Origin of the sequence: Methylobacterium sp. WL119 (genome assembly GCF_008039875.1) — a bacterium.
Taxonomy (GTDB): domain Bacteria; phylum Pseudomonadota; class Alphaproteobacteria; order Rhizobiales; family Beijerinckiaceae; genus Methylobacterium.
In genome coordinates, this window is sequence record NZ_VRUU01000135.1 from 1 (window position 1) to 11,036 (window position 11,036).

14 protein-coding genes and 1 pseudogene are annotated in these 11,036 nt (G+C 62.2%); 8 read left to right on the forward strand and 7 right to left on the reverse strand.

Annotated features, from left to right (window positions below; all coding sequences use genetic code 11):
- Positions 1-121: 121 nt before the first annotated feature.
- Positions 122-289 (forward strand): annotated as a pseudogene (locus FV227_RS30145) (MucR family transcriptional regulator); the annotation flags it as partial.
- A 456-nt stretch (positions 290-745) separates the two neighbouring features.
- Here the strand turns inward: FV227_RS30145 and FV227_RS26020 are convergent.
- Together FV227_RS26020 and FV227_RS26025 are read right to left on the reverse strand one after the other, a co-directional pair.
- Positions 746-1,006, reverse strand: a complete 261-nt coding sequence (locus FV227_RS26020) for a hypothetical protein (RefSeq protein ID WP_147860244.1) — start codon at positions 1,004-1,006, stop codon at positions 746-748.
- Position 1,007: 1 nt separating this feature from the next.
- Positions 1,008-1,649 (reverse strand): Crp/Fnr family transcriptional regulator, encoded by a 642-nt coding sequence (locus tag FV227_RS26025; RefSeq protein ID WP_147896088.1) that lies wholly within the window; start codon positions 1,647-1,649, stop codon positions 1,008-1,010.
- A 253-nt stretch (positions 1,650-1,902) separates the two neighbouring features.
- On the opposite strand from FV227_RS26025, the gene FV227_RS26030 reads away from it, so the two are divergent.
- The 3 genes from FV227_RS26030 to FV227_RS26040 are packed head-to-tail and all read left to right on the forward strand — an operon-like array spanning position 1,903 to position 3,730.
- Positions 1,903-2,667: a Crp/Fnr family transcriptional regulator gene (locus tag FV227_RS26030; protein ID WP_147860246.1), complete on the forward strand. Its 765-nt coding sequence runs from the start codon at positions 1,903-1,905 to the stop codon at positions 2,665-2,667.
- A 2-nt stretch (positions 2,668-2,669) separates the two neighbouring features.
- On the forward strand, positions 2,670-2,933 hold the full coding sequence (locus FV227_RS26035; RefSeq protein ID WP_147860247.1) for a hypothetical protein: 264 nt from the start codon (positions 2,670-2,672) through the stop codon (positions 2,931-2,933).
- The gene (locus FV227_RS26040) at positions 2,930-3,730 is read left to right on the forward strand and encodes a Crp/Fnr family transcriptional regulator (protein WP_147860248.1); all 801 of its coding nucleotides are present in this window, start codon (positions 2,930-2,932) and stop codon (positions 3,728-3,730) included. Before FV227_RS26035 ends, FV227_RS26040 begins: the two co-directional genes overlap by 4 nt.
- A gap of 172 nt (positions 3,731-3,902) precedes the next feature.
- Here FV227_RS26040 and FV227_RS26045 read toward each other — a convergent pair whose 3' ends face one another.
- The 3 genes from FV227_RS26045 to FV227_RS26055 all read right to left on the reverse strand — a co-directional run bounded on the left by FV227_RS26045 (position 3,903) and on the right by FV227_RS26055 (position 6,140).
- Positions 3,903-4,691, reverse strand: coding sequence for an EAL domain-containing protein (locus tag FV227_RS26045; RefSeq protein WP_246687959.1), 789 nt, complete (start codon positions 4,689-4,691; stop codon positions 3,903-3,905).
- Between the two features lie 170 nt (positions 4,692-4,861).
- Positions 4,862-5,839, reverse strand: a complete 978-nt coding sequence (locus tag FV227_RS26050; RefSeq protein WP_147860249.1) for a site-specific integrase — start codon at positions 5,837-5,839, stop codon at positions 4,862-4,864.
- Positions 5,826-6,140 (reverse strand): hypothetical protein, encoded by a 315-nt coding sequence (locus tag FV227_RS26055; protein ID WP_147860250.1) that lies wholly within the window; start codon positions 6,138-6,140, stop codon positions 5,826-5,828. Before FV227_RS26055 ends, FV227_RS26050 begins: the two co-directional genes overlap by 14 nt.
- 236 nt (positions 6,141-6,376) lie before the next feature.
- Between FV227_RS26055 and FV227_RS26060 the strand changes: the two genes are divergently transcribed.
- From FV227_RS26060 to FV227_RS26075, 4 genes are all read left to right on the forward strand, one after another.
- On the forward strand, positions 6,377-7,021 hold the full coding sequence (locus FV227_RS26060) for a ParA family protein (RefSeq protein ID WP_147860251.1): 645 nt from the start codon (positions 6,377-6,379) through the stop codon (positions 7,019-7,021).
- Positions 7,018-7,287 carry a ribbon-helix-helix domain-containing protein gene (locus tag FV227_RS26065; RefSeq protein WP_147860252.1) on the forward strand — a complete coding sequence of 90 codons (270 nt, stop codon included), beginning with the start codon at positions 7,018-7,020 and terminating at the stop codon, positions 7,285-7,287. The genes FV227_RS26060 and FV227_RS26065 overlap by 4 nt, the downstream gene beginning before the upstream one ends.
- A gap of 192 nt (positions 7,288-7,479) precedes the next feature.
- Positions 7,480-7,659: a hypothetical protein gene (locus tag FV227_RS26070; RefSeq protein WP_147860253.1), complete on the forward strand. Its 180-nt coding sequence runs from the start codon at positions 7,480-7,482 to the stop codon at positions 7,657-7,659.
- Positions 7,656-7,889, forward strand: a complete 234-nt coding sequence (locus FV227_RS26075; protein ID WP_147860254.1) for a hypothetical protein — start codon at positions 7,656-7,658, stop codon at positions 7,887-7,889. The genes FV227_RS26070 and FV227_RS26075 overlap by 4 nt, the downstream gene beginning before the upstream one ends.
- 475 nt (positions 7,890-8,364) lie before the next feature.
- Here FV227_RS26075 and FV227_RS26085 read toward each other — a convergent pair whose 3' ends face one another.
- A complete protein-coding gene (locus tag FV227_RS26085) occupies positions 8,365-8,604 on the reverse strand; it encodes a hypothetical protein (RefSeq protein ID WP_147860255.1) in 240 nt (79 codons plus the stop codon).
- Positions 8,605-10,797: 2,193 nt separating this feature from the next.
- Positions 10,798-11,036: hypothetical protein (locus tag FV227_RS29550; protein WP_210246744.1), on the reverse strand; the 239-nt coding region annotated here is incomplete at its 5' end.

An 11,036-nucleotide genomic window follows, 5' to 3' on the forward strand; every position in this document is an offset into this window, starting at 1 on the left:
CTTCCACGGCAAACATCCTGGGCCCCTCCCGAAAGAGAAGCCTCTCCACTGGCCGGCTTTTACCCCGGCCGCATCAGCACCCCGCCGACGCTCCAGTGGATGGTTTTGTCACCGCCCTACACACCTGACCCTGCGGGGCCTGACACCAGAGGCCTACCGCGCAAAATGGGATCTGCCAGCCGATTATCCGATGACGACGGCCAACTACTCCGCGCAGCGCTCCGCTCTCGCCCATTCTTTTGGCCTTGGCCAGAAGCGCCGTAAAACGGCTTCCACGGCCGTAGAGTAGCCCGAGGCGGCTCCGAAAGCGCTCGGGCGCAAGAAGGCCGACGAGGCGGCCTGAACGCTGCTCCGCGTCCCCCGCTCATTCCAAGCAGAACTCGCCGGCACCCCGAGCGGACTTTTTCGTGCTTTTCTAGCTGAGGTGCGGCAGAAGCAGCGCTTAGCCCGTTCACAAAAGCGGGCGGGTCTGGTGCTCATCTACTGGTCTAGTGAGAGATAACTGCCTCGTTGCCATCGCCTTGTCGGCGGCATCCTGCATCTCTCGCATTTGTCGGCGCATCGCTACAGACTCGGCAACGAGCCTTTTTGATCGCTCAATCAGATCTGCGTCGCATTTCGGGGCGCGGTCATTGCTCATGGCACGTTGTAGAATGACCTCCGAGTGAGATCCTCATCAAAAGGTTGGTGCGTGACGCGATCGTAAGTGGAGGGGGTTCACCGGTTGTAGGAACGAACAGCCGGCCTAATCCTCGTCGTCTTCTTCGGGACCGATGTCGCTGAACGGCACTGTCATGACGCGCCGGGCCTTCTCGTCCTCGATCTCGAAGGAGCACACGAACCAATCACGCACGGCAAATGAGCGTGTTCCAGCAACCAGGTCGCGCGCGGCCTGCAACGCGAGCTGGCGTGCCGCTTCGTCATCGGCGAGTTCGTCCCCTTCCGGGTCCACCGCAAGCTTGTCGAGCCTCTGACCGTAGCGAAGGTTGAGGTAGTAACGGGGCATCTCAAGCCCTCTCGATCAGGCGGGCGTACTCCGTCTCCGGGGTCCCGTAGCAGGCACCGGCCTGGGTGAGCAGGTAGGCGCGATCCAGTATGGTGATGGTGCCGCGCTTCGTCGCGATGACGCCGGCGCGCTCCAGTGCGGCAACGACCTCGGTTACGCCGGTGCGGTTCACCCCCAGCATCACGGACAGAAAACGATGGGTCGTCGGCAGGTCGTCCCCCTCGACCCGGTCGTGGCACATCAGCAACCAGCGGGCGAGGCGTGCCACGAGCGTATAGCGCGCGTTGGCTAGTGCCGTGCTGGCCACCTGTACAGCGGAGGCTTGCGCGTAACGCAGCAGGCGCTCGCTGAAGGCGGCGCTCCGCTGCAGCATGGCATGCAAGGCTTCAGCCGGCATAGCCCACGCGAGGCCGGCCATCTGAACCTGGCCGTCGTACGGCGTGCGATCCGATCCCAGGATGAGCGGGAGGCCGACCACGCCCTCGTAACCGACCAGCCCGATCTCCGCCTGTTCGCCGTCCGAGAAGCGCGCTACGAGCGAGACGATGCCCTGCTCAACGAAATACACATGCGTGAGCGGAGCAGCAGCCGGCATCGGCACGTCGCCGACCCTGAGCACGACTGGAGTGAGATGGTTCTGCACCCAGGCGAAATCGGCAGGCGTTAAGCTGATAAGAAGACGATTGCGGTAGGTAACCTGTAAGAGCCGTTTCAATGAACCCGTCCTAGAAAGGGCGGGAGCACGAGCCCTCAGCTACCTGCGCCCGAGCGCTCGGCAGGTAATCCGTCCGTTCGTAAACAAAAGCAGGGACTTATGCAACCAAATCGTCAAATGATGATTTGTTTGGTCGGGTTTCCGACGTATGAGGGAGCCGTCGTGACCATGCCGAGGCGTGATGCAGCAGGTACTGACCCGGAAGCTGGAAGGCTTCGAAGCCCTATCGGATGACGATCGCCGGGCCCTGGATGGCCTGACACCACGCATTCGGCAGGTCGGTGCACGGGTCGATCTGGTCCGAGAAGGTGACGAACCCGAGAACGTCCATCTGATCCTCGATGGCCTTGCCTGCCGCTACAAGGTGCTGCCGAGCGGCAAACGCCAGATCATGGCTCTCCTGGTTCCAGGAGACTTCTGCGATCTCAACGTGTTCATCCTCGACCAGATGGACCACAACATCGGCACGATCTCCGCGTGCCATGTTGTCGACATCCCGCGTCGGGCGATCGAGGAGATCACCGAGGCCCATCCGCAGGTTACGCGAGCCTTTTGGTGGTGTGCCCTCGTTGATGAGGCGGTGCTGCGCGAGTGGCTGGTCAACCTTGGTGGCCGTGCCCCGGAGCAGCGGATCGCCCACCTCCTGTGCGAACTGCTGGTCCGGCTCGATGCGGTCGGGAAGGTCACGAACGACAGCTACCCCTTTCCGTTCACACAGACCGAGCTTGCCGACACGATGGGCTTGTCCGCCGTTCACGTGCACCGTACGCTTCGCGAGCTGCGTGATCGCGGGCTGATCACGCTCAAACGACGGGTTCTGACGATACACGATGTCGAGCAGCTCAAATCGTTCTGCGGCTTCACGCCGAACTACCTCCACCTTAAGAACACGCGCTGGGGGGCACGCCGGAGCCAGCCATGGCTGAACCAGCTCCGGGAAAGTTAGGCATGGATGCGCGCGACAACGTCGAGACGTTGCTCGTGCTGCAGCCGATCGCTGTCGATACCGGCAGCCCAGACCGGGAAGGGCGCTTGGTTCTCGCCAACGGCCTGCTGATTGCGGTGTTGGTGCGTCTCGATACCCCCGAGCACGAGGTGGGTCCGGGCTGGTTCGTGGAGGCGGCCTTCGGACGTCTCTTCGGAGTGTCAGCGCCGATCTTCGCCACGCTGGAGGAGGCCACGCGATGGCTGCGTCAGCACCGAAAAGCATGACCGAGGCAGAAACATCGCCGGCCTCGCTCTTCCCGGATGCCGCGATACCGTTCCCGGCGAGCCAACGCGCAGCCTCGAACCCGCTGATCCAGAAGCTCGAACACGCCTGCGAACTCGACGACACAGACAGAACCGCGCTTCGAGCCCTCTCTGCCACGACCCGGCAGGTTGAGGCGGATTGCGATCTCTGTCGTGAGGGGGATCGCCCGGAGACCGTGCATCTCGTGATGGAAGGCCTTGCGTATCGCTACAAGATGCTGCCCGACGGCAAGCGTCAGATCCTGGGGCTGCTGATCCCGGGTGATTTTTGCGACCTGCACGTCACGATCTTGGCGCGGCGCGATCATAGCATCGGCACGTTCACACCCTGCGAGGTCGCCGAAATCCCGCGCGCAACGATCATCGATCTGATCACGACCCGGCCTCATATCGCCCAAGCCTTCTGGTGGGCTACCCTCGTCGACGAGGGGATCATGCGCGAGTGGATGACCAGCATGGGTCAGCGCTCAGCGGCCAAGATGATGGCGCATCTCTTCTGCGAACTGCTGGTTCGCTTGCAAGCTATCGGATGTGCGACGGACAGAAGCTACGATGTGCGAATGACACAAAACGAGCTTGCGGACTTGTTTGGACTGACACCTGTACACGTCAACCGTATGCTGCGCGAGCTGCGCGACCAAGATCTGATTGTTCTGAGAAGCGGCCGGTTGGACATCCCCGATGTCGCGCGCCTCAAAGCCTTCTGCGGCTTTGATCCGAACTACCTGCACTTGGACCTCCGCTCGGCAGAGGCCTGACAGGACGCGCCACGGGTGGCGTCGCGGGGGGGGGCGATGGGCGCACGAGCTTGCCGTCACGAACCTGACGGGAAATCATCTACGCCTCTACCAGCATTTGGGGGGCGCCTGCAGCTTGGATCAAGCCTCAGGGCACCTGTGGCCGCGTAGCCTGTCTGGGTACGTTGAACGCTTAGGCGGCGTGAGTTTGATGCGCGTCGACCGGTGGCAAGGCATCAGGTAGCCAGACCTGCGGGAGGCTGGCCACGGTCGGCTTGGCGAAGAGATAACCCTGGAACAGATGGATACCGGTCGCCTGCAGCGTGGTCAGCTCGGCCTCTGTCTCGACCCCCTCAGCAATCACCGCCACGTCTAGCTGGCGTGCCATTGTAACCACGCCGGCAACGATGGTCTGACGTGCGAGGGAAGTCGCGATGCCGCGGATCAATTCCATATCGAGCTTGATAAAATCAGGCTGAAAGCACGCCAACAGATTGAGGCCGGCATATCCGGCACCGAAGTCGTCGAGGGCCGTGGCGAAGTCGTGCTTGCGATACTCTGTGATGATCCGTTGGACGTGAGCAACGTCCGTCATGCGCTCGTTCTCCGTGAACTCGAACATGATACGCCGACGAGCGAAGCCGACACGACGGGCGGCGTCGAGGGTCGCACGAATGCAGGCTGCAGGCTCATACACGGCGTTCGGCATGAAGTTGATCGATAGCCGCGTTTCCTGGTCCGGGAACAAGGAGGCGGCAAGTTCGATCGCCTTAACCCGGCAGGCTTGGTCGAACTTGTACCGATTGCTCTCGTCCACCATGCTGAGGATCTGCCCCGCCCCCAGACCCTCAGTACCTCTCACGAGAGCTTCATAGCCCCAGACGGTGTTCCGGCGGAGATCGAGGATGGGGTGGAACGCCATGGTGAACTCAAAAGGCAGTGGATTGCCGTCGCGGCACCCCTGGCATTTCATGGTAGTCATCACCGCCTCAACACCTACACATGCTGAAAATACCGACCTGCAATGAAACCTGAGTAAACACGTGTAATTTGATCAAATGATCAGATTACACGCCATGTGCTATGACATTAATGCTCAGAAAAATATTATAATATGTTAGTATGCTCGTATTCACCTCCCCGCTGGGGTGTTCACAGGAACCCGCTTCCCGCATGGTCCTTGAAAGCGTTCGCCCGCCGAACGTACCCAAGTACGGTCCGCGGGTCTCGATGCCCCGACACCTCCATAATGCGGGCGAGGTCGGCTCCACTTTCTGCCGCCGTCGTCACGAACCCGGCGCGTAGGGAATGCTCGCCGAACGCCGCCGGATCGAAGCCCGCGGCTCCGGCATACCGCTTCACGATGTCCCCGATGCTGCGATCCGTCAGGGCCTCGGCTCTGATCCGACCGGATCGCGAGACCGGGCGGAACACTGGGCCGTCCGTGATCTCGGCAGCCGCGAGCCATTCCCGCAGAAGCGCCACCGGGCGGACGTGCCGGCCGTGCGGTATCGCCTTCTCGGTCCCCCTGCCCTCCTGGTCGGTCTTCGAGCGCCGGATCAGCACCCGCATGCCGTCGGGGTGGTCGGTCAGGTCAGAGACCAGCAGCGCGGCCAGCTCGGACCGCCGGAACGCCCCTGCGAACCCGAGGCCGAGCAATGCACGGTCGCGCTTGCCGGCGAGCCCCGGCTGGGCGTGCGAGAGCATGGCGGCCAGCACTTCCGCCGTCGCTGCCGTCTTCTGTCGGATCTCCATGTCTGGCCGCCGCCGGATACCCTTGATGACCGCATGCACCGTCTCGTGCGCGCCGGGGTCCGGCAGGCTGGCGAGCTTGTGTGCGTAGGCGATGGCCGCGAGCCGCCGGCCGATCGTGGACGAGGCCCGCCCAGCCGCCGCCTCATGCGAGAGGAACGCCGCCACCGTCTCGGGCGAGGCCGGCAGCGACGAGACCCCGTGGCCGTCGCACCAAGCCGTGAACGCCGCCGCGTCCGACTTGTAGGCGCGGATGGTGGCGCTGGCCTTCGAGGCGCGCTGATAATCCCGTACCAGGGCGAGCGCGTCGGCCGGCAGGTTATCGCCGGAGCTACGCTGAACCTCGATGGACGCGGGCAGGGTTTCAGATCTCGGCATCGCATCCCCTCCCCGCGCCAAGCGCGTCCGCGATTATCCCGCCAATCACCTCGTCGGCCCAATCGTTCGGAAGCTGCATGTAGTGGCCCGGCCGGCGGATCATGCCACAGACGAACTGACCGTCCTCGAACTCCAGCGCGAGGCACGGCCCTTCGTCTGGATGATCGGGGATATGTTCGAGCGCGATCGCACACGGCTCGGCCGCGCAGCAGAACCCGCAGCCGTTGCAGGGCGTGCCATAGGCTGGCTTCACCGGAAGGCGCTCGCCGTTGGTCCCATCTATCAGAACGATCGCCGCCATTGAGACCCCCTACCACCTCAAACTTCCGAGAATATCTGCTATCGGAAGTTAAATGGGTGATGGCTTGATAGCAAGCTGTCTAAACGCCGAAGCGTCCATACTGCAGGATAGCAAAAGGGCTCGCGGTCAAGGCAGCGTGATTGAAAGGCGTCGATGCGTCCTGGCGTCGATCCAGCTTGACGGACTGTTAAGCAGACGCCTTTCAGTCTCGGCGTCGAGGCGGCAGGACGGCGAGAATGCGAACCATCACGATAGCGGCTCGAAAGGGAGGCGTCGGTAAAACGACGCTCGCGACGCACCTGAGCGTCATCGCGGCAGGGCCGGGCAAGCCGGTCCTTCTGTTCGACACCGATCCGCAGCGGTCGCTGAAATGGTGGTGGGATCTACGACAGGGCGACACGCCGGCCATGGTCGAGTGCGAGGCCCGCGAGCTTGCCAAGATATTGCCGGCTGCCGAAGCCGAAGGCGTGGCCTACAGCATCATCGACACGCCACCCCACGCAGAAAACTCGATCGCCGATGCCATGCGTGTCGCCGACCTCGTCATCGTCCCGACGCGGCCTGGCCCGTTCGACCTCGCCGCCGTAGCCGCGACCCTCGATCTGGCCCGGCGGGTCGGCAAGACGCCGCTCGCCATCATCAACCATGCGCCGCCGCGGACCGGAGCTACCGAGCCCGCAATCGTCGCCGAGGCGCGCGAGACGTTGACCCGGATGGGGGCGACCGTTGCTCGATCCGTCGTCTCGCAGCGGGTGGCGATGTCTCACGCCGTCATCGGCGGACAGACGGTCAACGAGTTCGAACCGAATGGGCGCGCCGCAGAAGAAATGCTGGCGCTATGGCACGAGGTTCAAGAGACCATGAAAGGGCAGGGCCTATGACCAGCGAACGCCAGCCGCTCACCAGCCTCTCGGATCGCCTCGCCCGCAAGGTGGCGCCGCCCGAAGCCGATAGCCCGGTCCAAGCGCCCGCCGAGCTAGCGAAAGCCGCCAAGGGAACTGACGCGCGGGTGCAGATCATCGTTCGCATGACGCCGGCCGAGCGCAAAGCGCTTCGACAGATTGCCCTGGATCAGGACACCACCGCCCAGGCCCTCGCGGAGGATGCGATCCGCGATGTCCTGAGACGGCATGGTCACAAGACGTAGGCCCGTCTCGATGTCTTGGCCTGTTGACGGCTTGACAGGTTGACGCTTCGCTATCGTGCTATCAAGCCGTCCCTTCCAGCCGCGCCGCGGTCGGGTGTGCAAGTCGGGTGCGCTGCGATGGTGCGGCCACCCGACGAGCGCCGTTTATGATCTATCTTGTAGCGCACGCGTCCGGCCGTCGTACGATCGGGGATGAAACAGACCTCATCTTACGAGGCCGCCGAAGCCCTTCGCGCGATCGGTCGAAACGTTGAGCCGCCGGGAGACGACCCGGGATTGTGGCTGGTGGATGGCCTTGAGTGCACCGACGGGGAACTGATCGCGCTGGCGCATCTCTTCGGACTGGTAGCTGGATCGGACCGTGCCCAATGAGCGAGTCCGTCGGCGCTCACGCGCTTGCAGCTTTGCGGGCCATCGCCCTGTGCCCGCGTGGGATGCAGATCACAGCCCAACAAGATGCAATGTGGATGCTGATCGAACTCGGGTATGTGATCGAGCGCCAAGCAAGATGGGAGGGCGCACTGCAAAATGAGATTGGCAGGTTCATCACGCCGGCCGGGCGAGAGTTGCTAGCGGTGCTGGGCAGCAGAGATCACGGGTAGCGCGCACAAAACGGCTATCGCGGCTTGTGTCGGGCGGGCTGAAGATTGAGCTCATCTAGAGGAGCTATCTGGCCACAGGGAGAGCAGCTGCTAGGTCCAGAACGGCAGCTGGGACGCTTTCGAGCAGATGCCTGATCATTTCGGATCGATTGTCGAGCATGATTGAGGGCGGCTCGCCGACAATCATGCGCCACCCCTTCACAAAATCCGCGATTGACAACTGAACGAGAGGGTCCTTCACCTGCGCCGCATAGTCCAAGGACGGTGGCGCGAGGTTGGTCATACGATAGCTACATCTGACGACCAGATAGGTTCACAGCGGCTGCGTGTAGGGTGAAGAGATCAGTGCCGACGATGTGGCTCCGCGCTGCCGGAATGGAACACACAAAAAAGCCCACTGCGGCTGATACCGAGCGGGCTGATCTGACAAGTTCGCCGCCGGGATTAGCGACGAAGTGAACCGGCGATCTGTGGGTTAGAGCCCCTTCTTCATCCCAATGGTCCGGCCGCCACCACGACGCATCATCGAGCGGCGCATGGTGTGGTGCCGCATCATCGAGCGACGGCTCATCCGCACCTGCACGGTCGGGGCCTCGGGCTGGACGAGGCTCGGCGCGGGCGCCGGCGTCGCAGCGGAGACGGCGCCGGCCGACATTAGGACGGCGCCGAAAGCCGCGGCCGCGATCGCAGAAGCTGTGAGACGAGTCTTGGTCATCGGTGCCGGGTCCTTGCTGCCGCACCGGGTCGGTGCCACGGCGTGAAACCACGGCCACGATCCAATCGTTCCTCAGTCACGATTGCTGTCGGTCGGCTACATTGCCGAGCATGTTTGAGCAGGGTTCTACTGAACTTGGCGGCATACAAAATATTGATAATTGTTAGCTTTTTGCGAAGGCTGAAACTTTCCTGTTCCCTGGCCCGTCATGTCATCGGTTTGGTGATCAAAGCCAAGAAGGCATGAGAAACTTATGCGTGCAAGTTTGCTGGCTATTGCCGTGATGATTGTAGCTGCATCGCCTACCTCGGCACAGGAAATTCAAAACCCGTCCGTTACGGACCAACAGAGAAAATCTGTCGGTGACGAAAAGGCCGCTGAGATCCGAGCATTGATCGAGAAGGCAAGGATCAGACAGCAAGGGGTCGATCGGCAGAACGAGAATTTATGGGCCCGCTGGACGTATGCGGTTTGCATTGGCTGCGGGCCCGTATCGGGGAAGATCCGCGTGGTGCGAACGAACCCCTTACGTGTCCTGATGGGCATTCCGGCCGCCGAAGATGACGCCCGCGGGGGGCGCGGAAAGCGGCGCGTCTAACCGCAAAAACGTTCGTGCGATTGAGCCCGAGATCGCACTTGCGGGGGCGTGCGGCACCGCCATGTCAAGCAGTGCCACGTTGGCCTTGGTACGATGGGTGGATAAAATGGTCCGTCAAGCAGATGAGGACTATCCGCTCAAACGCGTAGCTTCTCTTTGAATGCCACATTTGATGGTTACTAAAGCTTAACCGAGAAACTACACACCCAACTAGTGAGCGCAACCTGAGGGTGAATTCGTGTATTGAGAAATCGGTTTTAGCGGCGGAGGATGTGATCCTGATGTCAAAGCCGTTTGAGAATGCCGTGGTTGTCTGGCTTGACCCTAATCGCCCAGACTTCGGTGTCACACTTATAAATGATGTCTCATCGGGGCTTTCTGCCTTGCACCGGTACGGCATTGGAAAGGCCTTGCAGACTGCCGAAGCTCCGCTCTGGCATACCGCTGCCGGTGCACTCGTTCGCGCTGATATTGAGCCGTCGTCCACGAACATCAAGAAGGCTTACGACGCCCTTTTAAGTCTGGTGAAACGCACCGCCCCCGTCCCATCTCGTATACGCCTCCGCGTATCCCCGCGTGGTCTGCGCGAGCATGTAGAAGCCTTCTTCGAGGCGACTGGGCACGGGCTTACAAGCTGATCCTCAGGGATGGGACAGTTCGCTGGGCGCGGTAGTATTACGATCAACGATGCTTGCCTGCCCCCTTGGCGACGCCTCACCCGGTGACGTGGAAGCCCTGCTCGATCTGACCGACTAGGTGAATTTGCGCCTCGCCGCTCTCCACAACCTACACCCGGCGTGACTGTGATGCTTTTGGTGCTGGCCACGCCCCGTTGAGAAAGGTCGCCGGCTCGCGGTGTTACCTGCTACCGCCGAGTGGGCGGCCGCACCGATGAGGAGGGGCTGCCGGTCTGGTCATAACAGCGAAGATGCCCGGCGTTCAGCATGAACCGCCAGTGCCGCTACATAGACAGCTCGCCCTTCGGGCGTGATTGTGATCAAGCGCTTACCCGGCTCGCCTTCACAGAGAGCTTCGCGCACCCATCCACGGGTGATCAGGCAAGCGTTAGCTGCATCCCAACGGTTGTAGGTGCGCGGCCCGCGTTCGAGGATACGCAGTCGCTTGAGGGCCCAGGACGTCACCAAGTCGGACCCACCGCAACGACCGTTGCAACGAAAGCGGCTACGAACGCCCTTTCAGCCGGGTCGTCTGCACCTGTCCAAGGCATAAGCTGCAATGCGCCCGCCGCAGATAGGAGCACCAGCAGACCCTCTAGCTGCGAGCGGACCCTAGCCATCGTTTTGGCTGCCCCGCCGACCCTGAGCCATCCTCGTCCATCCTAGGGGTAGAAATCTGACGGGTGCTCGGGTCGAACGTCCGCATCGAGTAGTTAGCGGACCGTGGCCTTTCGGCTAGAAGCGGGTGTTCTACCTTCCACCTTGAGCGGCCTTCAGTGCTGTCCCTCCAAGACGGCTCGCGACTCCGCCACGTTGCCCCGCTTTGGCTTGTCCAGCAGCACGGCAATTTCAGCTTGGCATGCCAGCTAGCGCCGGGTGAAGTGCAGTATGAAGCGATTGCCCAGCCACTCGATGGTGTCAGGCGCGCGCTTCCCGCTCCGCCTCAGCAGTTACGAACGCGAGGCACCGGGCGCGGGCTTGGCGGTCGTCAATTGTGTCGAAGGCTCGCGTGAGAGCGAGTGTTTCCGCTGTCCGAGCGTTCAGCTCTTCCGCATCAAACAGAGCCACTACAGGCTGATCCAGGGCGCGAGCGATGCGCTCTAGACTTTCGCGTACATCAGCAAGGTCACGAGGTTGTTGGGGCATGACGGCACAAC

What these genes read in the sequence shown, in the direction of transcription:
- FV227_RS26065 (WP_147860252.1), top strand. Translation starts at nt 7,018, where the DNA reads ATGACCAGCGAACGCCAGCCGCTCACCAGCCTCTCGGATCGCCTCGCC.
- FV227_RS26040 (WP_147860248.1), top strand. Translation starts at nt 2,930, where the DNA reads ATGACCGAGGCAGAAACATCGCCGGCCTCGCTCTTCCCGGATGCCGCG.
- FV227_RS26075 (WP_147860254.1), top strand. Translation starts at nt 7,656, where the DNA reads ATGAGCGAGTCCGTCGGCGCTCACGCGCTTGCAGCTTTGCGGGCCATC.
- FV227_RS26020 (WP_147860244.1), bottom strand. Translation starts at nt 1,006, where the DNA reads ATGCCCCGTTACTACCTCAACCTTCGCTACGGTCAGAGGCTCGACAAG.
- FV227_RS26055 (WP_147860250.1), bottom strand. Translation starts at nt 6,140, where the DNA reads ATGGCGGCGATCGTTCTGATAGATGGGACCAACGGCGAGCGCCTTCCG.
- FV227_RS26050 (WP_147860249.1), bottom strand. Translation starts at nt 5,839, where the DNA reads ATGCCGAGATCTGAAACCCTGCCCGCGTCCATCGAGGTTCAGCGTAGC.
- FV227_RS26060 (WP_147860251.1), top strand. Translation starts at nt 6,377, where the DNA reads ATGCGAACCATCACGATAGCGGCTCGAAAGGGAGGCGTCGGTAAAACG.
- FV227_RS26045 (WP_246687959.1), bottom strand. Translation starts at nt 4,691, where the DNA reads ATGACTACCATGAAATGCCAGGGGTGCCGCGACGGCAATCCACTGCCT.
- FV227_RS26085 (WP_147860255.1), bottom strand. Translation starts at nt 8,604, where the DNA reads ATGACCAAGACTCGTCTCACAGCTTCTGCGATCGCGGCCGCGGCTTTC.
- FV227_RS26035 (WP_147860247.1), top strand. Translation starts at nt 2,670, where the DNA reads ATGGATGCGCGCGACAACGTCGAGACGTTGCTCGTGCTGCAGCCGATC.
- FV227_RS26070 (WP_147860253.1), top strand. Translation starts at nt 7,480, where the DNA reads ATGAAACAGACCTCATCTTACGAGGCCGCCGAAGCCCTTCGCGCGATC.
- FV227_RS26030 (WP_147860246.1), top strand. Translation starts at nt 1,903, where the DNA reads ATGCAGCAGGTACTGACCCGGAAGCTGGAAGGCTTCGAAGCCCTATCG.